The 23,508-nt window shown below is 60.5% G+C and carries 23 protein-coding genes; 15 read left to right on the top strand and 8 right to left on the bottom strand.

The features are described 5' to 3' along the window. The first annotated feature begins 16 nt into the window (after window positions 1–16). The 10 genes from HU765_RS19210 to lpxO all read left to right on the top strand — a co-directional run bounded on the left by HU765_RS19210 (window position 17) and on the right by lpxO (window position 10,705). Window positions 17–1,186 (top strand): glycosyltransferase family 1 protein, encoded by a 1,170-nt coding sequence (locus HU765_RS19210; RefSeq protein WP_186622342.1) that lies wholly within the window; start codon window positions 17–19, stop codon window positions 1,184–1,186. Then, window positions 1,174–2,364, top strand: coding sequence for a UDP-galactopyranose mutase (gene glf / locus HU765_RS19205; RefSeq protein WP_186622341.1), 1,191 nt, complete (start codon window positions 1,174–1,176; stop codon window positions 2,362–2,364). Before HU765_RS19210 ends, glf begins: the two co-directional genes overlap by 13 nt. After that, window positions 2,364–3,566 (top strand): beta-glucosidase, encoded by a 1,203-nt coding sequence (locus HU765_RS19200; protein WP_186622339.1) that lies wholly within the window; start codon window positions 2,364–2,366, stop codon window positions 3,564–3,566. The genes glf and HU765_RS19200 overlap by 1 nt, the downstream gene beginning before the upstream one ends. Next, window positions 3,563–5,323, top strand: a complete 1,761-nt coding sequence (locus tag HU765_RS19195) for an ABC transporter ATP-binding protein (RefSeq protein WP_186622337.1) — start codon at window positions 3,563–3,565, stop codon at window positions 5,321–5,323. Before HU765_RS19200 ends, HU765_RS19195 begins: the two co-directional genes overlap by 4 nt. A gap of 263 nt (window positions 5,324–5,586) precedes the next feature. Then, complete coding sequence (locus tag HU765_RS19190) at window positions 5,587–6,762, top strand: hypothetical protein (RefSeq protein WP_186548105.1); 1,176 nt, start codon at window positions 5,587–5,589, stop codon at window positions 6,760–6,762. Next, the gene (locus HU765_RS19185; protein ID WP_186548107.1) at window positions 6,759–7,484 is read left to right on the top strand and encodes a ferritin-like domain-containing protein; all 726 of its coding nucleotides are present in this window, start codon (window positions 6,759–6,761) and stop codon (window positions 7,482–7,484) included. Before HU765_RS19190 ends, HU765_RS19185 begins: the two co-directional genes overlap by 4 nt. Window positions 7,485–7,551: 67 nt before the next feature. Then, the gene (locus HU765_RS19180; protein WP_186622335.1) at window positions 7,552–7,860 is read left to right on the top strand and encodes a hypothetical protein; all 309 of its coding nucleotides are present in this window, start codon (window positions 7,552–7,554) and stop codon (window positions 7,858–7,860) included. 36 nt (window positions 7,861–7,896) lie between these two features. Beyond that, complete coding sequence (locus HU765_RS19175) at window positions 7,897–8,322, top strand: HPF/RaiA family ribosome-associated protein (protein WP_186622333.1); 426 nt, start codon at window positions 7,897–7,899, stop codon at window positions 8,320–8,322. Window positions 8,323–8,333: 11 nt separating this feature from the next. Then, the gene (locus HU765_RS19170) at window positions 8,334–9,509 is read left to right on the top strand and encodes a hypothetical protein (protein ID WP_186622331.1); all 1,176 of its coding nucleotides are present in this window, start codon (window positions 8,334–8,336) and stop codon (window positions 9,507–9,509) included. Between the two features lie 296 nt (window positions 9,510–9,805). Then, window positions 9,806–10,705 carry a lipid A hydroxylase LpxO gene (lpxO, locus tag HU765_RS19165; protein ID WP_186622329.1) on the top strand — a complete coding sequence of 300 codons (900 nt, stop codon included), beginning with the start codon at window positions 9,806–9,808 and terminating at the stop codon, window positions 10,703–10,705. Between the two features lie 157 nt (window positions 10,706–10,862). On the opposite strand, the gene HU765_RS19160 is transcribed toward lpxO, so the two are convergent. Beyond that, on the bottom strand, window positions 10,863–11,729 hold the full coding sequence (locus tag HU765_RS19160) for a Ku protein (RefSeq protein WP_186622327.1): 867 nt from the start codon (window positions 11,727–11,729) through the stop codon (window positions 10,863–10,865). Window positions 11,730–11,917: 188 nt separating this feature from the next. Here HU765_RS19160 and HU765_RS19155 point away from each other — a divergent pair, with 188 nt between their 5' ends. From HU765_RS19155 to nudC, 4 genes are all read left to right on the top strand, one after another. Further along, window positions 11,918–12,238 (top strand): hypothetical protein, encoded by a 321-nt coding sequence (locus HU765_RS19155; RefSeq protein ID WP_186622325.1) that lies wholly within the window; start codon window positions 11,918–11,920, stop codon window positions 12,236–12,238. Between the two features lie 52 nt (window positions 12,239–12,290). Continuing rightward, window positions 12,291–13,436, top strand: a complete 1,146-nt coding sequence (locus HU765_RS19150; RefSeq protein WP_186622323.1) for a PQQ-dependent sugar dehydrogenase — start codon at window positions 12,291–12,293, stop codon at window positions 13,434–13,436. A 226-nt stretch (window positions 13,437–13,662) separates the two neighbouring features. Next, entirely contained in the window at window positions 13,663–14,475 is an 813-nt protein-coding gene (locus HU765_RS19145) for a crotonase/enoyl-CoA hydratase family protein (RefSeq protein WP_186622321.1), read from the top strand. 6 nt (window positions 14,476–14,481) lie between these two features. Then, window positions 14,482–15,312 carry an NAD(+) diphosphatase gene (gene nudC, locus HU765_RS19140; RefSeq protein WP_186622318.1) on the top strand — a complete coding sequence of 277 codons (831 nt, stop codon included), beginning with the start codon at window positions 14,482–14,484 and terminating at the stop codon, window positions 15,310–15,312. Here nudC and HU765_RS19135 read toward each other — a convergent pair. The 3 genes from HU765_RS19135 to HU765_RS19125 form a co-directional block, all read right to left on the bottom strand. Further along, window positions 15,280–16,059, bottom strand: coding sequence for a TSUP family transporter (locus HU765_RS19135; RefSeq protein ID WP_186548128.1), 780 nt, complete (start codon window positions 16,057–16,059; stop codon window positions 15,280–15,282). The two genes, nudC and HU765_RS19135, sit on opposite strands and share 33 nt — an antisense overlap. 257 nt (window positions 16,060–16,316) lie before the next feature. After that, entirely contained in the window at window positions 16,317–16,796 is a 480-nt protein-coding gene (locus tag HU765_RS19130) for a nuclear transport factor 2 family protein (RefSeq protein ID WP_186548129.1), read from the bottom strand. Between the two features lie 54 nt (window positions 16,797–16,850). Beyond that, the gene (locus HU765_RS19125) at window positions 16,851–17,414 is read right to left on the bottom strand and encodes a TetR family transcriptional regulator (protein WP_186622316.1); all 564 of its coding nucleotides are present in this window, start codon (window positions 17,412–17,414) and stop codon (window positions 16,851–16,853) included. A gap of 215 nt (window positions 17,415–17,629) precedes the next feature. Here HU765_RS19125 and pssA point away from each other — a divergent pair, with 215 nt between their 5' ends. Continuing rightward, window positions 17,630–18,973, top strand: coding sequence for a CDP-diacylglycerol--serine O-phosphatidyltransferase (pssA, locus tag HU765_RS19120; RefSeq protein ID WP_186622314.1), 1,344 nt, complete (start codon window positions 17,630–17,632; stop codon window positions 18,971–18,973). A 123-nt stretch (window positions 18,974–19,096) separates the two neighbouring features. Here pssA and efeO (HU765_RS19115) read toward each other — a convergent pair whose 3' ends face one another. The 4 genes from efeO (HU765_RS19115) to efeU are packed head-to-tail and all read right to left on the bottom strand — an operon-like array spanning window position 19,097 to window position 23,313. Then, window positions 19,097–19,921 (bottom strand): iron uptake system protein EfeO, encoded by an 825-nt coding sequence (efeO, locus tag HU765_RS19115; protein WP_186622312.1) that lies wholly within the window; start codon window positions 19,919–19,921, stop codon window positions 19,097–19,099. Between the two features lie 27 nt (window positions 19,922–19,948). After that, entirely contained in the window at window positions 19,949–21,247 is a 1,299-nt protein-coding gene (gene efeB / locus HU765_RS19110; RefSeq protein WP_186622310.1) for an iron uptake transporter deferrochelatase/peroxidase subunit, read from the bottom strand. Between the two features lie 17 nt (window positions 21,248–21,264). Then, entirely contained in the window at window positions 21,265–22,464 is a 1,200-nt protein-coding gene (gene efeO / locus HU765_RS19105) for an iron uptake system protein EfeO (protein ID WP_186622308.1), read from the bottom strand. A gap of 9 nt (window positions 22,465–22,473) precedes the next feature. Then, window positions 22,474–23,313, bottom strand: coding sequence for an iron uptake transporter permease EfeU (gene efeU / locus HU765_RS19100; protein WP_186622306.1), 840 nt, complete (start codon window positions 23,311–23,313; stop codon window positions 22,474–22,476). Window positions 23,314–23,508 lie beyond the last annotated feature (195 nt).

Genomic DNA, 23,508 nt, shown 5'->3' with positions numbered 1-23,508 from the left:
TGATAAGGGCCTTGCCATGAACCTTGCCGAACAACCTGAACAGTCTCCGATTCTCACTGCACAAAATGTTGTCGAACTGTCGCCACAGCTTCGACCCACACTGGTGTGCCTGTCTCACTTGCGCTGGGGATTTGTCTTCCAGCGACCGCAGCACGTGATGTCGCGTCTGGCGAAAAACTACGACGTGATCTTCTTTGAAGAACCGGTGATTTCGCCTGGCGATACGCCCTGGCTGGACACCTCGACCCCGGCAGAAGGAATCCAGGTGGTGGTCCCGCACATGCCCGAGGGCATGAGTCATGAAGCCATCGTGCAGGCACAGCGCAGTTTGCTTGACCAGTTGCTGGCCGGACGGGCGCAGGGCGAGCTTCTGCTCTGGTATTTCACCCCGATGAGCCTGGCTTTTACTGATCACCTGGACGCTCAGGTCACGGTCTACGACTGCATGGATGAGTTGTCCGCGTTCAAGGGCGCACCGGCGCAACTGATCGACATGGAACGGCTGTTGATGGGCAGGGCGGACGTCGTGTTCACCGGCGGTGTCAGTTTGTGGGAGGTCAAGCAACGCCAGCATGGCAACGCTTACCCGGTGCCCAGCAGTGTCGATATCGCGCACTTTGCGGTAGCGCGCCAGGCCTTGCCGGAACCTTCGGATCAGGCGCCGATCGCGCGGCCACGCCTGGGTTTTTTTGGCGTCATCGATGAGCGTTTCGATATTGAGTTGATCGAGCAAGTGGCACAGCGGCGCGCCGACTGGCAAATCGTGCTGGTCGGGCCGGTCGTCAAGATCGACCCGCAGACGCTGCCGCGACGGCCGAACATTCATTACCTGGGCGCCAGGCAATACGCGGAACTGCCGGCGTATCTCAGCGGTTGGGACGTGGCGCTGATGCCGTTCGCGCTCAACGCTTCCACACGTTTTATCAGCCCGACCAAAACCCCGGAATATCTGGCCGGCGGGTGCCCGGTGGTGTCGACGCCGATCCACGACGTCATCAGCGGCTACGGGCAAAGCGGCGCCGTGTTCATCGCGGGCACGGCCGAGGCGTTCATCGAAGCCATTGAACGCGCGTTGGCGCTCAAAGGCACCGACGAATTTCTGCAAAAAGCCAACGCGGCCATTGATGGCATGTCTTGGGACAACACCTGCCGTTTCATGAAGGAGCAGATCGAATGCCTCAGATAACCCTTGAAGCCGCCCGATCGGGCCCATCCCGCCAAGGCGCAGACGGTGCCTATGACTACCTTATCGTGGGTGCCGGGTTTGCCGGCAGTGTCATCGCCGAACGGCTGGCCGAAGGTCTCGGTCGCCAGGTGTTGCTGATCGATCGTCGCGATCACATCGCCGGCAACGCCTACGACCACTACGATGCGGCAGGCCTGCTGGTGCACCGTTACGGTCCGCACATCTTCCATACCAACGCCCAGCGCATCGTCGACTACCTGTCGCGTTTCACCCAGTGGCGCCCCTACGAACACCGGGTGCTGGCCAAGGTTGACGGTCAGTTGCTGCCGATCCCGATCAATCTGGCGACGCTCAACGCGCTCTACGGTTTGTCGATGACGTCGGCACAGGCCGAACAGTTTCTGGCCGAGCGCGCGGAACCGGTGGCGACGATTCGCACTTCCGAGGACGTGGTGGTCAACCAGATCGGTCGCGAACTGTATGAAAAATTCTTTCGCGGCTATACCCGCAAACAGTGGGGGCTCGATCCTTCGGCGCTGGACAAGTCGGTCACCTCGCGGGTGCCGACTCGCACCAATGAAGACGATCGTTATTTCACCGACACGTTCCAGATCATGCCCCGGGACGGTTACACGCGGATGTTCGAGCGGATGATCGATCACCCGCGAATCGATCTGCTGTTGAGCACCGACTTCAAGCAAGTGCGCCATGCCGTGAAGTTCAGGCACGTTATCTACTGCGGGCCGATCGATGAATATTTCGACTTTCAGTTGGGTCGCTTGCCCTATCGTTCGTTGCGCTTCGAACACCAGACGCTGGAGCAGGAACGCTATCAACCGGTGGCGGTGGTCAATTTTCCTGACCCCGAGGTGCCGTACACGCGCATCACCGAGTACAAACATCTGACCGGGCAGACTCATCCGCGTACCAGCATCAGTTACGAATTTCCCTGTGACGACGGCGATCCCTATTACCCCGTGCCACGGCCTGAAAATGCCGAGTTGTACAAACGCTATCGGGCGCTCGCGGAGCAAACGCCGAACGTGACGTTTCTCGGCCGCCTGGGCACCTACAAGTACTACAACATGGATCAGGTCGTCGGGCAGGCGCTCGCGCTGTACCGCGATATTGAAGCGCAGAGCGCAGCGTTGCCGGCCGAAGCGGGGCTGGACGCCTGATGACGGCACAGTCGAAGGGTGACGGACGCGAACCCGCCGAGCGTGTGCATCGCACGCTCTTCGACAGCTTCGTGATGGCCGGCTACGAGTGTTCCAGCCATCGGCGCCGGGATGGCCGGCGTCTGGACTTGCTCTGCAGCACAGGCCATGCGCAATGGGCGGACAGGGATTATCGGCATCTGAGCGATTTGAATATCCGTTGCGCGCGGGACGGACTGCGCTGGCATTTGATCGAGCGCAGTCCGGGTCGCTACGACTGGAGCAGTTTTCTGCCGATGCTCAAAGCGGCGCAAGGCCGGCAATTGCATGTGGTCTGGGACCTCTGCCATTACGGCTACCCGGATCACCTGGATATCTGGCAGCCGTCCTTCGTCGAGCACTTCGCCCGGTTCGCCGGGGCCGTGGCGCGATTGATGATCGACGAGGGTGTCAGCGTGCCGTTTTATTCGCCGATCAACGAAATATCGTTCTGGAGTTGGGCGGGGGGTGACGTCGGTTATTTCAACCCCGGCGCCCAGGGACGCGGGCAAGAACTCAAGCATCAATTGGTGCGGGCAAGCATCGCCGCGATCGAAGCGATTCGAGCGCACGCGCCTGCTGCGCGGTTCGTGCAATGCGACCCACTGATCAACGTCATCTCGGCTTCGCGGCGCAGCGAGGACAGGGAACACGCCGAGCGCTACCGGCTGGCACAGTTCGAAGCCTGGGATTTGCTCACCGGGCGCCAGTGGCCCGGACTGGGCGGTCAAGAGCATTACCTGGACATCATCGGTGCCAACTTTTACCCGCATAACCAGTGGTATTTCGAGGGGGCTCGGATCCAGCGCGGTGAGCCGGATTACCGCCCGCTGGCCGGCATGCTCAAAGAGCTGCATCAACGTTACCAGCGACCGTTACTGATTTCAGAAACCGGGGCGGAGGATCTCGAGCGGGTGCCCTGGCTGCGTTATGTCGTCGATCAAGTGCGGTTGGCGCTCGAGCGTGGGGTGCCGGTGCAAGGCATTTGTTGGTATCCGTTTCTCGATTATCCGGGTTGGGATGATGACCGTTATTGCCCCACCGGCGTCTTCGGTTACCCCGATGGCGAAGGTGAGCGCGCAGGTTTTCATCCGTTGTGCGTCGAGCTTGCCCAAGTTGGCGCACAGATCAACGCATGCACGCACGGCATTGATGGCAAGCAACGGGAGCGTTGGCAGCGATGAACTTTCAGCACTTGCGTGACGCGCCACTGCCGGCCACCGCCAGCGCATTTTTATGGCGTTACGTCAGGGTGCGTCCGTTCCATTTCAGCGCCATGTTGTCGCTGGTGATTGGCGCTGCGTGTTGTGCGGTGGCGGTGCAGTACGGCATGAAAATGCTCGTCGATGCGATGGCCGGAGACGCGCAGACCGAGCAAGTGTGGCGCGCGTTCAGCCTGTTCATCGCGTTGATCGTTGTCGAAAATGTACTGTGGCGCCTGGGCGGCTGGGTGGGTTGTCACACCGTGGTCGGCAGTTGCGCGGATTTGCGCGTGGATCTTTTTCATCACCTGACCGGCCACCCGATGCGCTATTTCAAACGGCACTTCAGCGGGTCGCTGGCCAACCGGGTGGCCGCGGCGGGCGGTGCCGCCGATGTTGTCTACGGCGGCTTGGCGTGGCGCATCGTCCCGCCGTGTGTGGATTTTCTCGGTGCGGTGGTGGTGTTGTTTGCGGTCCGCGATTCCATGGCGCTGGCCTTGATCGTCTGCGTGTTGCTGGTGGCGGCATTGCTCACGGTGGTCGGCGTGCGCGGCCGGAATCGCCACATCGCTTTTGCCTCGCAGTCGGCGCGCGTCGGTGGCGAGATCGTCGACCTGGTGTCCAACGTCTGGACCATCAAGGCGTTCTCCGGCCGTGAACGCGAACGCCAGCGCCTGGAGCGCGAGATAGGCGTGGAGGCCCGCGCGCATCGGCGCAGCTGGATTTACCTGGAAAAGGCGCGGGTGCTGCACGATATCTGCCTGTCGATCATGGCCGGCGCAATGCTGGGGTGGGCGATCCTGTTGTGGCGCCAGGGTGAAGTCACCGCGGGCGATGTGGTGATGGTCAGCGCGCTGACGTTCCGCATCCTGCACGGCTCGCGCGACCTTGCGTTGGCGCTGGTCGACACCAGCCAGCAAATGGGCGTGATTGCCGAGACGCTCGGGATCATCGCTCAACCGCACGAGCTGCGCGATACGCCGCACGAGCTGGCACCGACGCGCGGCAGCATCAAATTGCTCGACGTCAGCTATGCCTACCCGGACGGCTGCCAAGTGTTCAAGCATTTCTTCCTCGACATTGCGGCCGGGCAAAGCGTTGGCATTGCCGGCACCTCTGGCTCGGGAAAGTCGACCTTGCTCAGCTTGTTGCAACGCCTGGATGACGTGCAAAGCGGCGTCATCCTTATCGATGACCGCGACATCCGTTCGGTCAGCCAGGACAGCTTGCGTCGACAGATTGCCGTCGTGCCGCAGGAGCCGGCCCTGTTCAATCGCAGCATTCTGGAAAATATCGGCTACGGCCAGCCTCACGCCACGGAGCAGCAGATTATCGATGCCGCGCGGCAGGCGTTCTGCGATGAGTTCGTGCAGGCCTTGCCCAACGGCTATCACACGTTGGTCGGTGAGCGTGGGGTGACGCTTTCCGGCGGCCAGCGTCAGCGCCTGGGCCTGGCCCGGGCCTTTCTCAAGGACGCGCCGATTCTGATTCTCGACGAGGCGACGTCGGCGCTGGACTCGGATTCCGAAGCGATTATCCAGCGCGCCCTCACCAACCTGATGCGTGGCAGAACGGTGCTCGCGGTGGCGCACCGGCTCTCGACCATTGCCAGCTTCGATCGGGTGCTGGTCCTGGAGCGAGGCGAGATTGTGCAAGACGGCCCGCCTGATGAACTGCGTCTTCGCCAAGGACGCTTTCGCACGCTCTGGCAGATGCAGGCGATGTTGCAGGAGCGCTGAGGGTTGTGCTGGTTTTGCCAGCTTCGCTGCGCTCGTCGGCAGGTCGGGGTGCTTCACCGCTCATCGGGTTTCAGCACAATAAAACCGATGTTTTTCCTCGATTTTCTGGTCATCTCCTTGAGACCGCAAACCTTTGCATACGGCCGTTTCGCTGTGAAACGCCATCCGTCGAGACAGCGGAATGGGCGGATCGCGGACGCAGTCGACTTTGAACAGCGGGCCTCGACAGCCATTGCGTGTTGACTGATGAAGGAGAGCAACTGATGACCAAAATTGACAATCTGCTGGATAACAAAGGCACCCCGCTGGACAAGCAGACGTTTACCTGGCGCGAACTGGCCGGCAAGCCGATCAGCAAGCTGGATGACGATGCGTTCACCCGCGTGCGGGTGATCCTGATGAATGGGGTAGAGTCCGACGCCCTGCGACTCAAGCATTTCGGGGCGCGATTTCACAAGGAACTGCAATTGCCGCTCGCGCAGATTCGCCGCGCCGAGCAGCATCAGATGACCTCGATCAACTGGCTGCTCTCGGCCGACCATTCGCCACTTGAAACCACGGTGGCCTATGAGCAAGTGGCGATAGAAGTCACGGCGGCGGTCGCACAAAACGAGCCGGATCCGTATCAGGCGCAGACCTACCGGTTTGGCCTGCTCGAAGACTTCGATCACTTGTATCGCTACGCGGCCATGCTCGACCGGCTCGAAGGCAAGGATGCCAATAACATCCTGCAAGGCTACACGGATCTGGTGCCCGGTCGGCCGACCAGCGAACACCACCGCGCACCCGGCGACGACTTGCGCGACAACTACGAAAAAGACAGCGCGGCGCTGATCACCAAAATCCATGCCGCGCTGATTACCGGCGCCGAATACCAGACGCACGATTACTACATGAACATCGGCCCGCTGTTTGCCGATCCGGTGGCGCGTGCGCTGTACGCCGAGATCGCCTCCGTCGAAGAGCAACACGTCACCCAGTACGGGTCGTTGCAGGACCCCGCCGAGACGTTCATGGAAAAGTGGTTGGTCCACGAAGCGATGGAGGTCTACACCTACGCCAGTTGCGCCGAGCAGGAGGAAAACCCGCGGTTGAAAGCGATGTGGGAACGTTTTGTCGACTACGAACTGGGGCACCTGAACCTTGCGTGTGAACTGTTCAAAAAGTACGAACGACGCGATCCCGCCGAAGTGCTCGCCGGGCCACTGCCGCGCATGATCGAGTTCAAGAGTCAGCGAGATTTCGTGCGCGAAACCTTGTCGCGCGAGGTTGACCTGCGGGCGCATGGCATCGACTACGTGCCCAAGGAACGCGAAGCACGGCCCTCCCTTGATTACCGCGCTCAGCTCAACAGCGAAGGCGTGCCCGCCAATATCGTCTCGGCCGGTTACACCTTCAAACCCGGTACGGAACTCAACGAAGTGGGAGAACAGCAATGAGCGAACCTCAAGTAACCCTCGGCACCAATCGCACCGGTGTTCAAACCTCGCCAGAAGGCACGGCTCGTCAACTGGAGGCGACCCGAATGTTTCCGGCCGATGTGCCGGGCGACATGAGCGACTACACCGCTGAACGTGAACGCGCGATTCGCGAGGCTGACCTGATCGGTTCGGTGCCGCCGCCGGCAACCACCAAAGGCATGGTCAAGACTGCGATAGACAAAACCATCGGCAAAGCCCCGGAAGTGCTGATCGACAAACTCGGCGAGCGTCTGGCGTTCGAGCGTACCGGCGTGCGCCTGTATGAAGCCATGGTCGCCAAGGCCACGTCGGCACCCGGCGCCGATCCGGCGCTGGTCGACACGCTACGGCAGATTCAGGCCGAGGAGCTGGAGCACATGAACATCGTGCGCGAAGCCATCGAAACCCTTGGCGGCGATCCCACTGCGATGACGCCGTGCGCGGACGTGGCCGGCGTCAAGGCGATGGGTGTGCTGCAAGTGTTGACCGATCCGCGCACCACCGTGTCGCAGTCGATGAGTGCGATCCTGACCATTGAACTGGAGGACAACGCGGCTTGGGAGTTGCTCATCGAACTGGCGCAAAAGGGCGGTCATCCGCTGATCGCCAAACGCTTCAAGCACGCACTGGACCAGGAAGAAACACACCTGGCCACGGTTCGCCAGATCATTCGCAAAGACCTGCTCGACCAAGTGAGCTGAGCCGTGTGCAACGCGTGGTTTCACATCAAGCGTGATGTGAAACCACCGACTCGAGAAGGACACCGCCGTGAGTGAAACCGATCTTGAAATGGAACTGAAAGCGTGGCGCCTGTTGCTGGAAGACGACGCCTATCGCCTGGATTTTCCGGAGGATTATCACCGCACGCTGATTTCGCGGACCGACGAATTGCTGCTGCACGAGTGGATCACTCGCGACGACTGGCAATTGCTGAAAAACGCGGCGGACGACGCCTATGAATTCACTGTGCAAAGCCTTGCGCGCGAACAGCGAGATTGCCTGAAGACCTCGTCGCTACGGTTGCCGAAAGGTCCCGCAGGATCCGGCATAGCCTCAGAGGAGAATGACGATGACTGACGAAAACACGGACCCCAGCACGCGGAGTATTTCACCATGCAAGTACAAGTAGACAGTAACCATATCGAAGGCAGCGCCGAACTGCAGGAGTGGGTGGGTAGCCTGGTGGTCGATGAGCTGGACCGCTACTCATCGTTTTTGACCCGGCTGGAAATTCACGTTGGCGATGTCAATGCGCAAAAAGCCGGAGCGCAGGACAAGCGCTGCCAGATCGAGGCCCATCCCAAGGGGCACACCTCGCTTTCAGCCACCCATCACGCCGAAAGTCTCGAGCTGGCCGTCGCCGGCGCGGCGAAGAAAGTCAGCCATGCCCTTGAGCATCTCGTGGGGCGCTTGTCGCCGCGCGTCGAATCCACCGGACGCCTGACGGCACCGCCGGTGCGGGAAGATTCGCCAGCGGAAATCGACGCCCTGCTCGAGGACGAGTTCCTCGCCAAACAAGCTGATCTGGAGAAAGAGTAAGGAGTGTTGTCATGGCCCGGATTCAACCGTTTACCCACGAGACGCTGGGCACGCTGCTGGCGCTCAGTGGTCGTCTCAACCTCAGCCTGTTCATGCCGGCTCATCGAACCTTTCCGGAGCGCACGCAAGACCCGATCCGCTTCAAGAACCTGATCAGGCAACTGGAAGGTCTGCTTGAGGAACACAGTCCCGAGGCAGACAAGGATCGTCTGCTCGCGCCGTTTCATGAGCTGCTCGACGATCAGGCGTTCTGGAACACCTGCCCGGCGTCCATCGCGGTGTTCGCTGGCGATGAGCACTTCATCGTTCTGGGGCTGCAGCAGGCGGTGCGCGAGATCGTCATCGTCAACAGCCACCCGTATCTCAAGCCGTTGCTGCGGCTGGCACCGGTGACCGATCGCTGTCAGGTGCTTTGCCTGTCCCGCGATAGCGTGCGGATGTACCAAGGCACGGCGCAGCAGATGGAGGAGGTCGAGCTGCCTGAGGCGGTTCCCACCCGCCAGGTCGACGCGCTTGGCGACGAGCTGACGCCGCGCGATCAACAGGGCCACCCCGACGGTTTCAGCGGTGGCGGCGAGCGCGGTGACCCGATGATGCATGAGTCGGGCGGCGGCGGTAAGCAAGACGAAATCAACATCGACCGCGAGCGCTTCTTCCGCGCTGTCGACAAGGCGATTACCGAACACTGCTCGCGCCAGTGCTGCCTGCCGCTGGTGCTGGTCGCTCTGGCGGAAAACCAGGCGGTTTTTCGTGCCGTAAGCCATAACCCGTTTCTGTTGCCTGATGGCATCGAGCGCGATCCGGCGACGATGCAGCCGGCGCAGCTCGCCGCGGCTTGCGCAACCTTGTTGCGCCAGCGCCACGACGATGCACTGGACAAAGCGCTCGATCGCTTTGGCGTGGCGCGCGGTCAAGGGGCCGTAGGGCGCGACTTGCCGGACATTGCCAAAGCAGCGGCGGAGGGCAGGGTGGCTTTGTTGCTGGTTGAGGCCGAACGTGAGATTGCCGGCAGCCTGGCGGCCAATGCAATCAATCGCGACGCGTCGCCCGGCGCAAAAATTCATTCGGAGGACATACTCGACGAGCTGATTCTGGCGGTAATCCGCCAGGGCGGCGAAGTGGTGGTTGTACCGCCCGAGCGCTCGATGCCGACCGAGACGGGCGCAGCCGCCGTTTACCGTTACTGATCACTCGGGCCGAATGCCGGCGCAAGGATTTCAATCTTTGCGCCGGCATGATCGGTTCTTTTCAACGGGAGGTGACGAGCCACGGCCGGCGCTTGTTCGCAAGCGCCGCACAGTTTTTCACAGATGAAGGTTCACTATCGGTTACAAAGTGTGGCTAAAATGCCATCTTTTCACCGAGCGTCCGGTTACGGCGCGGGCCAGGGACGTGCCATGTGTATTCAGACCGCTGCATAAGACGCTGGGCCTCAGGCCGCCGGGGCGCGCAGTTTGTTCACTTCTGACGTGTGACGATTTCCGTGAAACTCATCATTGCTGCTATCTATGTCATTTCCATTGCCTACGTTCATTTGCGTGGACGTGTCCGCCACAAGCTGGGACGGCAACTGAGTGACCACTCGACGTTTCTCGCGCCGATCAACTGCTTCCTTTATCTGTTCTCGAAAATCCCCAACAAGCCATATCTGGATCCGGCGGATTTCCCCGATCTGCGCCCGCTGCAGGCGCACTGGGAAGAGATTCGCGCCGAAGGTCAGAACCTGTTGCGTGCTGGCGAGATCAAGCGCTCGAACCAGTACGACGATGTCGGCTTCAACTCGTTTTTCAAGACTGGCTGGAAACGTTTCTACCTGAAGTGGTACGGCGACAGCCATCCTTCGGCGATGAAACTGTGTCCGCGCACCACTGAACTGGTGCAGAGCATCGGGTCGATCAAAGCGGCGATGTTTGCCGAACTGCCACCGGGTTCGAAACTGGTGCGCCACCGCGACCCTTATGCAGGTTCCTACCGCTATCATCTGGGCCTGGACACGCCGAACGACGCCGGTTGCTACATCAATGTCGACGGTGAGAATTACCACTGGCGCGATGGCGAAGCGGTGATGTTCGATGAGACGTTTATCCATTACGCGGAAAACACCACCGACAAAAACCGCATCATTCTGTTCTGCGACATCGAGCGCCCGATGAAATATCGCTGGGCGGCGGCGTTCAACGGCTGGTTCAGCCGTACCGTGATGTCGGCGGCAGGTGCGCCGAACGATGCCGGCGACAAGACTGGCGGCATCAACCGCTTGTTCACCAAAATCTACAAGATTCGTTTGCGTGGCAAAGAGTTGAAGAAACGTAATCGCACGCGGTATTACCTGGAGAAATGGGCGATTTTCGCTGGGTTGCTGGCGATCTTCATTCTGATCTGATTCCTTGGTTGGCCTTGCTGGCCCCTTCGCGAGCAAGCCCGCTCCCACATTGGTCTTGAGTCGGATGCAGCATTGGAATTCACTCAAATCCACTGTGGGAGCGGGCTTGCTCGCGAAGGGGGGCTGACATTCAATACCGATCTACCGGGTTCACCGCTCAGCCACCTGACGCCTTCCTGGTCTTCTTCGCCGGCGCCGCCTTAGCGCTTGATTTGGCCTTGGGCTTGGCCGGTGCTTTCCCGCCAAGACTGCGTTTAAGCAGCTCGGTCAGATCGATAACATCGGCTGTCTTGCGCTCTTCCTGGCCAGCCTCTGTCTCGACGTCCTCGATCTTGCCTTCGTGGGCCTTCTTCTCGACCAGGGCCATGATCTTGTCTTCGAATTCATCCTTGTAGTCTTCGGGACTCCAGTCGCCGCTCATGTCTTCCACCAGCCGTTTGGCCATGTCCAGCTCGCCCTTGGCCAACTGCGGCTTGGTCACTTCGCTGCCCAATGCCAGCTCATCGAGGCTGCGCACTTCCTGCGGCCAGCGCAACTTCACCAGCACCAGCGCCGACTCCAGCGGCATCAATGCCGCGAGGTATTGCCGCGTATGCAGCACCACGCGGGCGAGGGCGACCTTGTTGGTCTTGCTCAGGGTCTCTCGCAGCAAGGCATAGACCTTGCCACCGCGCTTGTCGGGGGCCAGGTAGTAAGGCGTGTCGATGTTTTGCAGGGGAATCTGCTCGGCGTCGACGAAGGAAAAGATGTCGATGGTCTGCGTCGAGACCGGATGCGCCGAGCGGATTTCCTCTTCGCTGAGCACCACATAACGGCCCTTTTCGTAGGCGACGCCCTTGACGATGTTTTCCTTGGTCACTTCCTTGCCGGTGACCTTGTTGATGCGCTTGTAGCCGACCGGGTCCATGCTGCGGCTGTCGAGCCAATCGAAGTCCACGCCTTGCGAGGATGTCGCTGAAACCAGCGCAACAGGGATGTGTACCAGTCCGAAGCTGATTGCGCCTTTCCAGATTGCCCGAGCCATGGTCAGTTCTCCGAGTGATGATCGGATGACCTGTGGCCGTTACGGAAAGTTTCCCCGGAATGCAGGGTTGGCCGTCACTTGGTCAAGTCGTGTTACATGTTGTTTAAGGCTGACGGGTTAACAAATCCGAACCCTGAGCGTAGCGTGGGCTCGAAGGCTCTATCCCCGGTCCATCGAGAGGCAGCGTCATGAACCGAATTGTGCTTGGCATCGTCGTCCTGGCCCTCAGTGTCGGTCTGGTTCAGGCGGACGTCCTGTTGGCTCAAAGCCCAACCGGCAACAGCAACAATCCCTATAACAGCCCGATCCGCCGGGCCAACCCCAACAGCATGCAGGGCACCCAGCCGAGCACGCCCCCGGTCCGCGCCCCCAATACCGTGCCGACGCCCCGTCAGCCCACCCTGGAAAACCGCGGCATCGGCAACGGTCAGCCGATTCGCTCGGTGCCGGCCAAACCGCCAACCTTCATTCCCAACCCGCCTCCGCGGGATACCGGCAGCAGCCGTTGAACGGCAGGACTGCGGTTCTGTCAGCCTTTCAAATGAACAAAAGGAACCGTGCATGTTGCGTAAAACCCTTCTAGCCACACTGTGTGCCGGCGCGCTGATCAGCACGCCGGGATTTGCCGCCGCGCCCAAAGAGCTGAACAGCGAACAGGGCACGCTCGAAGTCACCACCATTGCAGCAGGGCTTGAGCATCCTTGGGCGCTGGCTTTTCTGCCGGACCGTCAAGGCATGCTGGTGACCGAGCGGCCGGGCAATCTGCGCGTGGTGACTGCCGACGGGAAGCTGTCGGCGCCAATTTCCGGCGTGCCGCAGGTCTGGGCCAAGGGGCAGGGCGGTTTGCTCGATGTGGTGCTGTCGCCGGACTTCAAAGAGGATCGCCTGGTCTATCTGTCGTACGCCGAGGGCGGCGGCGCGGGAAACAAGGCTGGCACCGCGGTTGGGCGCGGGCGCCTGTCCGATGACTTGAAGAGTTTGAAGGATTTCAAGGTGATCTTCCGTCAGGAGCCGAAGCTCTCGGTGGGCAATCACTTCGGCTCGCGGCTGGTGTTTGACCGCGACGGTTATCTGTTCATCACCCTGGGCGAGAACAACGACCGGCCCACCGCGCAGGATCTCGACAAGCTGCAAGGCAAGATCGTACGCCTCTACCCGGACGGCAAGGTGCCGAACGACAACCCCTTTGTCGGCCAATCCGGTGTGCGCCCCGAGATCTGGGCCTATGGCCTGCGTAACCCGCAAGGCGCGGCGCTTAACCCGTGGACCGGCACACTGTGGGAAAACGAACACGGCCCGCGCGGTGGCGATGAAGTGAACATCATCGAGCGCGGAAAGAACTACGGCTGGCCGCTGGCAACCCACGGTATCAACTACTCGATGCAGCCCATCCCCGAAGCGCAGGGCAAGACTGTTGAAGGGGCGGTGGCGCCGCACCATGTCTGGGAGAAGTCACCGGGTGTCACAGGCATGACGTTCTATGACGCTGACCGCTTCAAACCGTGGCAGCACAACGCGTTCATCGGCGCGCTGGTCACTCAGGAGCTGATCCGCCTGCAGTTCGACGGCGACAAGGTGGTGCATGAGGAGCGCTTGCTGGGTGAACTCAACCAGCGGATTCGCGACGTGCGGCAAGGGCCGGATGGCTATCTGTATGTGCTGACGGATGACGAGAATGGCTCGCTGTATAAGCTGGGGCTGAAGTGAGTTGAAAAATCGTTTGATTCGATGATTTGTGTTGGATGATCTGGCGATTCGCGAGCAGGCTCGCTCCCACATTGAAATGCATTTCAATGTGGGAGCGAGCCTGCTCGCGAAGAGGCCGGACTGGCTGGCGCAAGACGTCAGCCAGTCCCGTATTTGGCCGAACCGCCGCCCCATGGCCTTGTTATAGTTCGGGCCTCATTTCCCGCCCGGTAAAAGGAACACTGCCATGCCTCAATACTCCGCCTTCAGCGTCGAACTGGCCGATAACATCGCTCATGTGCAGATCAATCGTCCGGAAAAGATCAACTCGATGAACGCGGCGTTCTGGAGCGAGATCATCGAAATCTTCCAGTGGATCGATGACACCGACGAAGTGCGCGTGGTGATACTCAGCGGCAATGGCAAGCATTTCTCCTCTGGCATTGATCTGATGATGCTCGCCGGCGTTGCCAATGAACTGGGCAAGGACGTTGGCCGCAACGCGCGTTTGCTGCGGCGCAAGATCCTCGCCCTGCAAGCCTCGTTCAATGCCGTCGACCACTGCCGCAAGCCGGTACTGGCGGCGGTTCAGGGTTATTGCCTGGGCGGTGCGATCGACCTGATCGCCGCCTGTGACATGCGCTACGCCGCCGAAGATGCGCAGTTCTCGATCAAGGAAATCGATATCGGCATGGCCGCCGATGTTGGCACTTTGCAACGGTTGCCGCGGATCATCGGAGACGGCATGCTGCGTGAACTGGCGTACACCGGACGCACCTTCGGCGCTGACGAGGCCCGCAGCATCGGCTTGGTCAATCGCGTCTACAGCGACAAGGACGCGTTGCTTGAAGGCGTATTCGACATCGCCCGCGACATCGCTTCGAAGTCGCCGATTGCGGTCACCGGTACCAAGGAAATGATCAGCTACATGCGCGACCATCGCATCGACGACGGCCTCGAATACGTTGCCACCTGGAACGCCGCCATGCTGCAATCGAACGACTTGCGCGTGGCCATGGCCGCCCATATGAGCAAACAGAAACCCGAATTTCTGGACTGAGAAACCATGACATCTCGCTGGACCACCGCAGTACTGGACACCGACCAACCCGGCGGCTGGGCCGTCGCGCGCAGCCCCGAAGGCTTTCTGTTCGATGACAATGGCGCACTGTTTCCACGGCAGTGGCTCAAGCGTCAGGACCTCTGCGTCCTTGCCGAACACGGCATTGGCCATCTCGACGGCGAGCCGGTCTACCTGCTCGAACTGCACCGTTCAAGCGAGGTGCCGGGATGCGGCTGGAAAGGTTTGCGGGCGTTCATGCTGGAAGGTGACCAGACGATCTATAAAGTGCTTGGTTACGCCGCGCAGATCGGCACCTGGGCCCGTGAGCATCGCTTCTGTGGCAATTGCGGACAAGCCATGACGCAAGTGCCACATGAGCGGGCGATGTATTGCCAGCCGTGTGACTTGCGCAGCTATCCGCGAATTTCACCGAGCATGATCGTGCTGATCACCCGCGGCGACGAAATCCTCCTGGCGCGCTCGCCGCGCTTCGTCGCCGGTGTCTACAGCACGCTGGCCGGCTTTGCCGAGCCGGGCGAGTCGGCCGAAGACTGCCTGATTCGTGAAGTGCGCGAAGAAGTGCAGATCGAGGTAAAGAATATTCAGTACATGGGCAGCCAATGCTGGCCGTTCCCGCATTCGATGATGCTCGGCTTTCACGCTGAATACGCGGGCGGCGAGATTGTCTGCCAGGAAGATGAAATCGAAGACGCCCAGTGGTTCAACGTGCATGCGCTGCCGCCGTTGCCGGCGTCCAGATCGATTGCACGCTACCTGATCGACGTCTACGTGGCGCGCCGCTTAGGCCACGCTGAACCAGTGCTGCCAGGCTAGGCGTACCGTCAGCCCGAGCACCACGGTGATGAACACCGGACGAATGAACTTGGCGCCGCCGCTGATCGCCGTGCGTGCGCCGAAGAACGCGCCGACCATGACCGACAGGCCCATGCACAGGCCGATGATCCAGTCGACTTGACCGGAAAATATGAACACCGACAACGCAGCAATGTTACTGACGAAGTTCATGCTCCGCGCCACGCCGCTGGCCTTGACCAGATCGATCGGGTAGAGCAGCAGGCTGCTCACCGTCCAGAACGCGCCAGTGCCGGGGCCGGCCACGCCGTCGTAAAAGCCGAGGCTGAAGCCTTGGGTCGATTGCCATTTCTTTTTGATCGGTGCGTCACTGTCCAGCGGCGCTTTCGGCGTGCCGCCAAACAACAGATACAGGCCACAGGCGAAGACGATCACCGGAAGCATTTTGTTCAGCCACTCCGCCGGCAAGTAATGAGCGACGATGGCCCCGGTGAGCGCGCCGACCAGGGTGCCGACAATCGCATGGGTCCACTGTCGCGGGTGGAACAGTTTGCGTTTGTAGAAGGTGAAACTCGCGGTGGCCGAACCGAATGTCGAACTGAGCTTATTGGTGCCCAGTACCAGATGCGGCGGCAGGCCGGCGGTCAGCAGGGCTGGCGTGGTCAACAGACCGCCACCACCGGCGATGGCATCGATGAAACCGGCAAGGAAGGCGACAGCGGCCAGAATGGCCAGGGTGGTGAGGTCAACGCTGAGTTCGAAGGGCATGGAATCGGCTTATTCGGCAGGGCGCAGAACGTGGGCTGCGGGGAGGGCTGCCATGTTACTCATTTCCAGGTGTTGCGGCGAGCCGTCGGGCCTCTTCGCGAGCAGGCTCGCTCCCATGGATGTTGTGTCGTACATATTCGCCGCATGACCATTGTAGGAGTGAGCCTGCTCGCGATGGCGGTGTGTCAGATGAGGAAATCTCACAGATATATCGCAATCGCGAGCAGGCTCACTCCTACATGGGATTTGTGTTCGCCTTAGAGACCGAGTTCGCTCAGCCCCGGATGCTCATCCGGGCGGCGGCCCAGCGGCCAGTGGAACTTGCGTTCGCTTTCCTTGATCGGCATGTCGTTGATGCACGCATAGCGCTGAAACATCAGGCCGTTCTCGTCGAACTCCCAGTTCTCGTTGCCATAGGAACGGAACCAGTTGCCCGAATCGTCGTGCCATTCATAGGCATAGCGCACCGCTATTCGGGTGTCGGAGTAAGCCCACAGCTCTTTGATAAGGCGATAGTCAAGTTCCCTGGCCCACTTGCGCGTCAAAAAAGCCTTGGCTTCTTCGCGGTTGTTGGCGAACTCGGCGCGGTTGCGCCATTGGGTGTCGAGGGTATAGGCCAGCGAGACCTTTTCCGGATCACGGGTATTCCAGCCGTCTTCGGCCAGACGCACTTTTTCGATGGCCGACTCACGGTTGAACGGGGGTAATGGCGGACGTACCTGGGCTGCAGCAGACATATCAGTCTCCCGATTTATAGAACAGTCAAACAACGGGTTCGGCTTATTAAGGCGTTACAGGTCCAATAACTTTCGCGCCATGCATTGCGCATTATCGGCGGCACCGTGATCACCCATCACAAGCGCTACGGTAATGGCACCGTCAATCAGGATCAGCAGCTGTTTGGCCAACAGTTGCGGGTGCTCGGCGCCATGTTCGGTACACAGCTCGCACACGTAGTCGAGCAACTTCTGTTTGTGTTCTTTGGCGACCAGACGAACAGGGTCACGCGCATCCCCGGTCTCGCCGCTGGTGTTGATAAAGGCGCAGCCGCGAAAGCCTTCCGAAGCGAACCAGCCCTTGAGTACGGTAAACAGGTTGAGCAGGCGATCGGCCGGGGTTTCGGCCTGGTCGACGGCGCTTCTGTACCAGTGCATCCAGCGCAGGTCGCGGCGTTGCAAGGCGGCGACGGTCAATGCGTCCTTGTCGGCAAAATAGCGGTAAATACTTTTTCTCGAGACGCCAGCGGTTTTCACCAGAAGATCCATGCTGGTGGCGGCAATGCCACTTTTGTAGATCAACTTTTCGGTGACATCCAGAATGATGTCGCGTGTGTTGGTGCGGGCTGATTCGTTCATGCAGCAAACAGTAGAACGGATGTTCTCCTTGGTCAATTGAATATTTCGGTGTTTCTGCAATCCCTTTCGCGAGCAGGCTCGCTCCCACAGGGGACTGCATTTCAAATGTGGGAGCGAGCCTGCTCGCGAAGAGGCCGGTGCAGACACCGACAAGACCCGACGCAGACGATGGTGTAAGCTCTCAAACTCTTCGGATTCGAACCCCTGCGAGCCTTATGCCGTTGCTTTTCAAACGTTCTCTGCTGCCCAAACTGCGCAGCTTTGCGCTGACCCCCGAGGCGGTCAGCATTGTGTCGAGCGCTGCCGAGTTCCGTCGTTGCCTGCTTGCGAAAATCGCCGCAGCGACCCAGCGCATCTACATCGTCGCGCTGTACTTGCAGCAGGACGAAGCCGGTCAGGAAATCCTTGATGCCCTGCACGCCGCCAAACTCAAGCGCCCGGAGCTGGAGATTGCCGTGGTGGTCGACTGGTTGCGGGCGCAGCGCGGGCTGATCGGTGCCGGCAAGCAGCCAGGCAACGCCGCCTGGTATCAGGACATGACCCGTACCCACCAGAGCGAAGTGCCGATCTACGGCGTACCGGTGCAAACCCGCGAACTGTTCGGCGTGCTGCACCTGAAAGGCTTTGTAATCGACGACAGCGTGGTGTACAGCGGCGCGAGCCTGAACAACGTTTATCTGCACAAGTTCGACAAGTACCGTTTCGACCGCTATCACGTGCTGCAAAACCAGGCGTTGGCGGATTCGATGCATCACCTGGTCAAGCACGGGCTGATCGAATCCAAAGCCGTGCACCGCCTCGATCTGCCGAACCTGCCGAGTACGCGCAGCCTGCGCAATGACATCGGCGATCTGCGCAGTCGCCTCAAATACGCCACTTACGACACCAGCGCCGGCAGCACGGCCAGGGAAGGCCTGTCGGTCAGCCCGCTGTTGGGCGTGGGCAAGAACAACCCGTTGAACCGGGCGATTCTCGAACTGATTGCCAGCGCGCAACAGCAACTGACCATTTGCACACCGTACTTCAACCTGCCGCTGGGGGTGATCCGTGAGATCAACCGCGCGCTGGCCCGTGGCGTGAAGATCGATATCGTAGTCGGCGACAAGACCGCCAACGACTTCTACATTCCGCCGAGCGAGCCGTTCAAGGTGATTGCGGCGCTGCCGTATCTGTACGAAATCAGCCTGCGCCGTTTTGCCAAGCGCCATCAGCGCAACATCGACAGCGGCCAGTTGAATCTGCACTTGTGGCGCGATGGCGATAACACCTATCACCTCAAGGGCATGTGGGTCGATCAGCGCTACACCTTGCTGACCGGCAACAACCTCAATCCCCGGGCGTTCCGCCTCGATCTGGAAAACGCGCTGCTGATCGATGATCCCAAAGGCGAGTGGCTGGAGCCGCGGGCGCAGGAGCTGGAAACCATCTTCCGCCATACCACGCGGATCGACAGCTTCCACACGCTGGAGACGCTGCCGGATTACCCGGCGGGGGTGGCGAAGTTTCTCAAGCGGGTGAGTCGTGTGCGGATTGAGCGGTTGTTGTATCGGATTTTGTAAGGGATCAAATTTGCAGTGCAGCCAAAACCGCTATCGCGAGCAGGCTCACTCCTACAGGGGAACGCATTCCAATTGTAGGAGTGAGCCTGCTCGCGATAGGGCCCTGACAGACGCTACAAAAGGTCAGTTAAGCCCCAACTTCCCACGCATCATCGACAAATCTTCCGCCAGCGTATTCACCGGTCCAACCAGCGCCTTGCGATCGTTGTCCTTGACCTTGTCGTAGGTTTCAAAGCCGCCATCGGCGGTCTTGTACCGGGCGAGGATCTTGTCGACAGTGGCAAAGTTTTTGTCGACCTTGGCCACAAACGCCTTGTCCTGCTGTTCGATCTGCGCGCGGAACAAATCGACAATCTTTTTCGCGCCGTCGATGTTGCCCTGGAAGTCATACAAATCAGTGTGGCTGTAGCGATCCTCTTCGCCGGAGATCTTCGTCGCCGCGACTTCCTCCAGCAGCGCCGCTGCGCCACCCACCACTTTTTCGGGCGGGAAGGTCAGGCCGGCGACACGGGTTTGCAGATCCTGCACGTCTTTGTTCAAACCGTCCGCCAGGCCATCCAGCCCCTTGGTGGATTTTTCCGCAAACAACGAATATTCAATGCGATGGAACCCGGTGAAGTCTTCAGCCTTCACGCCTTTTTCATGGTCGTCGACACGCGAATCGATGGACGCGTCCAGATCACTGAACAGCTCGGCAATCGGCTCGATCGACTCGTAATAGACACGGGTCGGCGCGTAGAGCTTTTGCGCGGTGGCCAAGTCGCCTTTTTTCACCGCATCGGTGAACTGCTGGGTGTGACTGGCGAGTTCGTCGAGCTTTTCCGTGACATAAATCTTGTAGTCCGACACCGGCCCCACCAGATCCAGCGGCGCCGTGGCGGCGAACGCCGACAGCGGGGTGTTGAGCAAACCAAGGGTCAGCAATAACGCAAGTGGCGTTTTTTTCATGGGGGCGGCTCCAGTGTCGGTTGGGTGTTATGCGGTTGTTTGGGCGGATGTGGCGGCAAGCAGTGAGCGACCGATGAAGTCGCGATCGCCGGTGACGCCCGGCAAGGTGAAGAAATAACCGCCGCCGACCGGTTTGAGGTATTCCTCAAGCGGCTCGCCATTGAGGCGGGTCTGCACGGTGATGAAGCCTTTTTCCAGATCGGCCTGGTAGCAGATGAACAGCAGGCCCATGTCGAGCTGGCCGTTTTTGTTGACGCCGTTGGAATAGTTGAACGGTCGACGCAGGATCAAGTTGGCCTGACTCGCGGCGGTGCGCGGGTTGGCCAGGCGGATGTGCGCGTCGAGCCGGGTCAGCTTGCCAGCCGGATCGTTGCGATAATCCGGGACCTCGCTTTCGCGGTGGCCGCCGATTGGCGCGCCGCTGCTTTTGACCCGCCCGAGAATGCTTTCCTGCTCCTGCAATGGCGTCCGGTCCCAGCGTTCGACGAAGTTGCGGATAATGCGCACCGCTTGATAGCTGCCGTGGGCCGCCCAGGCCGGCTCATCGCTGCCAGGCTGCACCCAGACGATCCGGTCCATGGCTTTGCCATCGTTGGAATCAGGGTTGGCCGAACCATCGCGAAAACCGAGAAAATTGCGCGCCGATTGTGCCGGTACGCCGGGTTTGGTCGGCGCCTGGGGTGGTACGCTGCCTTCTTGTTTCCAACGCACCAGCAACAGGTCTGGCAGGTTTTTCACGATATCGCGCAGGGCGTGAATATTGGTGTCGGCGGTGTTCGCACAGAACTGCAGGCTCAGGTCGCCGTGGCAGCTGTCGGCATCCAGCGCATCGTTGGGAAAACCGACCATGCGTTGCAGACGTTTGGGTTTCACCGCGGCCAGACCGAAGCGCTCATCGAACAGCGATTCGCCCACCGATACGGTAATGGTCAGGTTGTCCGGGGTGACCACCGGGCCGAGAATCCCGGAGTCCGGCGGCGGCAGTTTCGGATCGATCTGCGCCACCGGGCCGCCCTTCATCAGAAAGGCGATGCGCTGGTTGAGGGTGCGAAACAGCCGCTCGAGGTCGTCGCGATCAGACGCCAACACATCGAACGCCACCAGCATGCCCGAGGCTGGGCGTGGGGTGACGATGCCCGTCTGGTGCACTCCGTGAAAATCGTGGCGATCTTCGGTCTTGTCGCTGCTCGGCGCTTCGGTCACCTGCGCCGTGGCGGCGGCCATGGCCGGGCAACTGAGGGCCGAACCGGCGAGGGCGACACCCGCGGCGCCCATGCCCATCAGGACGCGACGACGCTGCAGATTGAGGGGTTCGATTTCTTTCATCGCGATAGGTCTTCTGCTTACAGGCCGGAGAGGCCGAGGGCGGGGTCGATGCCGTTCAAAGCCGTGGCCAGGGCCTTGGCTTTGTTGGCAATCTGTTGGCGTTGCTCGGCGGATACGGCGTCGTAACTGACGTAGCCGTCGGCGGACTTCAGGGCGTTTAGCTGGCTGTCGAAGTCGCCCAGCGCCTGGTCGATGTCTGGCAACAGGTCAGCGGCGGATTTGCTCAGCATTGGCCGCAACAGGTCGACGACCTTATGCGCGGTTTGCGCGTTGGCGGCGAAACCGTTGAGATCGCTGTGGCTGTAACGCTCCTCTTCACCGCTGGCGGCGCGAACGTCGGCGAGGCTGTTGAGGTTGCGCACGACGATGCTGACCAGTTGCTCCGGTGGCAGTGACTGGGCGAGCAGCTGTTGTTTGAGCTCACTGACGTCGGCGAGCAGGCGCTGGGCAATCGGCGCAACGGTGTCGAGTTTGCGTTGCTGAAACAGGGCATATTCGAGGCGATGGAAACCGACAAAAGCCGGGTCCTGCTCGCGCTTTTCAAAGTAATCGGCGCGGGCATTGATGCGGTTATCCAGCTCGGCCAGACGCTGCGCCGCCGGCGCCAGACGCTGATAAGCGGCGCGCGCCGGCAGGTACACCGCTTGCGCCTGCGCCAGATCGCCACGGGCGATCGCCTGATCCAGCGCCGTCACTGCTTTGATCAAGGCGCTGCCCTGAACGGCCAGATACACACGGAATTCCGACAGCGGTCCTACGAACGCGACCATCGACGGCTTGGCCCTGGCGGCGGCATCGGAGGCTGCCGTCGGCGTCACGTGCAAAGTGCCGCGCGGGTTGCTGAGCAAGCCACAGGTGATTGCGTAGTCGCCCGGTTGCAGATTGGCGTTGATCACCTGGCTCAGGCCCGGCGCGATGTTTTCACGCTCTTCGACCACCAGCACGCCATCGAGAATCTCCCACTCGACCGCACGCTCGGAGCGGTTGACGATGCGGAAACTGGCGCGTCCGGCCGGCACTGTCAGCGCATTGGGTTCGCAGCTGTGCGGATGAATATTGACGACGATTTCGTCGTGGTTGTGTTGGCGCTTGGCCGCCGCCATTTTCGAGGCGTACCAGAACAGCCCGCCGGCGGCGATCATCAGCAGTACCGAGCCGGCCAGCGCCAAACGCAGGGCGCGGGGAGGCGAGGCCTGAGGGTTTTCAGTGTTAGACATGGGGGCTCTTTATTGGCTGGAAACGGAAGTCGTGGGCGCCGCTTGGCCAGGGGCCGGCAGGAAGAACATCACCAGCGCCACCAAGAGGTAAATCAGGTAGGCGCCGAGGGTGCTCACGGTTGGCGCATCCTGATAACCGAACATGCCGGCCAGCACCGAGCCGAGCGGGCCGTCCATCGGCAGTGTCGCGCTGAAGTCGAAAAGCACGGTCTGCAGATGATTCCACAGTCCGGCTTCATGCAACGCCTGCACCGAGTTGGCGAGAATCCCGGCGGCGACCACGAGGATGAACAGTCCGGTCCACTTGAAGAACGCCGAGAGATTCAGGCGCAGGCTGCCGCTGTAGATCAGGAAGCCGACGATCACCGCCAGCATCAGCCCGAGCAGGGCGCCGATCGGCGCGCCCGCACCTTCGCTTTGCTGGAACACGGCGAGCAGGAAGAACACGGTTTCCAGGCCTTCGCGAGCGACGGCGAAAAAGACCATGGCGATCAGTGCAATGACTTGATGGTTCGATGCCGTCAGCGCCTGATCCAGCGAGGCGTGCAGCGAATGCTTGATTGACCGCGCGACCTTGCGCATCCAGAACACCATTGAACTGAGAATGCCAACCGCGACCAAACCGACGACGCCTTCGAACAGTTCCTGCTGCTTTTGCGGGAATTCAGCGCTGACCAGTTCCAGACCACCGCCGACCAGCAGGGCGAGGGCGGCGGCGAGAAATACGCCAATCCACACGGCGGGCATCCACTGGCCACGCCCGGTTTGCTGCAGGTAGCTGGCGATGATGCCAACGATCAGCGCGGCCTCGATGCCTTCGCGCAGCATGATCAGAAAGGGAACGAGCATTCGGCAACCACGGTGATTTAGATAGGTGGCTAAGTTGTAACATAATGACACTCATTCCCAAATGGCATTGGTTGACATTTAGCTGAACCTGAGCTGAACAAACACAATCTTCGTTTCACACAGATCCCCTGTAGGAGTGAGCCTGCTCGCGATGGCGTTGTGTCAGCTAACAAGATGTGACTGATAGACCGATAT

The sequence above is a fragment of the Pseudomonas sp. SWRI81 genome (assembly GCF_014268545.1).
Classification (GTDB): domain Bacteria; phylum Pseudomonadota; class Gammaproteobacteria; order Pseudomonadales; family Pseudomonadaceae; genus Aquipseudomonas; species Aquipseudomonas hamedanensis.
This window is presented reverse-complemented; position numbering and strand designations above follow the sequence as displayed.

Coding starts and splice junctions, on each gene's coding strand:
- efeO (WP_186622308.1), bottom strand. CDS start 22,464: ATGTCTAACACTGAAAACCCTCAGGCCTCGCCTCCCCGCGCCCTGCGT.
- HU765_RS19125 (WP_186622316.1), bottom strand. CDS start 17,414: ATGAACGAATCAGCCCGCACCAACACACGCGACATCATTCTGGATGTC.
- efeO (WP_186622312.1), bottom strand. CDS start 19,921: ATGAAAAAAACGCCACTTGCGTTATTGCTGACCCTTGGTTTGCTCAAC.
- HU765_RS19210 (WP_186622342.1), top strand. CDS start 17: ATGAACCTTGCCGAACAACCTGAACAGTCTCCGATTCTCACTGCACAA.
- HU765_RS19135 (WP_186548128.1), bottom strand. CDS start 16,059: ATGCCCTTCGAACTCAGCGTTGACCTCACCACCCTGGCCATTCTGGCC.
- HU765_RS19175 (WP_186622333.1), top strand. CDS start 7,897: ATGCAAGTACAAGTAGACAGTAACCATATCGAAGGCAGCGCCGAACTG.
- HU765_RS19150 (WP_186622323.1), top strand. CDS start 12,291: ATGTTGCGTAAAACCCTTCTAGCCACACTGTGTGCCGGCGCGCTGATC.
- glf (WP_186622341.1), top strand. CDS start 1,174: ATGCCTCAGATAACCCTTGAAGCCGCCCGATCGGGCCCATCCCGCCAA.
- HU765_RS19200 (WP_186622339.1), top strand. CDS start 2,364: ATGACGGCACAGTCGAAGGGTGACGGACGCGAACCCGCCGAGCGTGTG.
- nudC (WP_186622318.1), top strand. CDS start 14,482: ATGACATCTCGCTGGACCACCGCAGTACTGGACACCGACCAACCCGGC.
- HU765_RS19160 (WP_186622327.1), bottom strand. CDS start 11,729: ATGGCTCGGGCAATCTGGAAAGGCGCAATCAGCTTCGGACTGGTACAC.
- HU765_RS19145 (WP_186622321.1), top strand. CDS start 13,663: ATGCCTCAATACTCCGCCTTCAGCGTCGAACTGGCCGATAACATCGCT.
- HU765_RS19195 (WP_186622337.1), top strand. CDS start 3,563: ATGAACTTTCAGCACTTGCGTGACGCGCCACTGCCGGCCACCGCCAGC.
- HU765_RS19170 (WP_186622331.1), top strand. CDS start 8,334: ATGGCCCGGATTCAACCGTTTACCCACGAGACGCTGGGCACGCTGCTG.
- HU765_RS19130 (WP_186548129.1), bottom strand. CDS start 16,796: ATGTCTGCTGCAGCCCAGGTACGTCCGCCATTACCCCCGTTCAACCGT.
- efeU (WP_186622306.1), bottom strand. CDS start 23,313: ATGCTCGTTCCCTTTCTGATCATGCTGCGCGAAGGCATCGAGGCCGCG.
- HU765_RS19190 (WP_186548105.1), top strand. CDS start 5,587: ATGACCAAAATTGACAATCTGCTGGATAACAAAGGCACCCCGCTGGAC.
- pssA (WP_186622314.1), top strand. CDS start 17,630: ATGCCGTTGCTTTTCAAACGTTCTCTGCTGCCCAAACTGCGCAGCTTT.
- HU765_RS19155 (WP_186622325.1), top strand. CDS start 11,918: ATGAACCGAATTGTGCTTGGCATCGTCGTCCTGGCCCTCAGTGTCGGT.
- efeB (WP_186622310.1), bottom strand. CDS start 21,247: ATGAAAGAAATCGAACCCCTCAATCTGCAGCGTCGTCGCGTCCTGATG.
- HU765_RS19185 (WP_186548107.1), top strand. CDS start 6,759: ATGAGCGAACCTCAAGTAACCCTCGGCACCAATCGCACCGGTGTTCAA.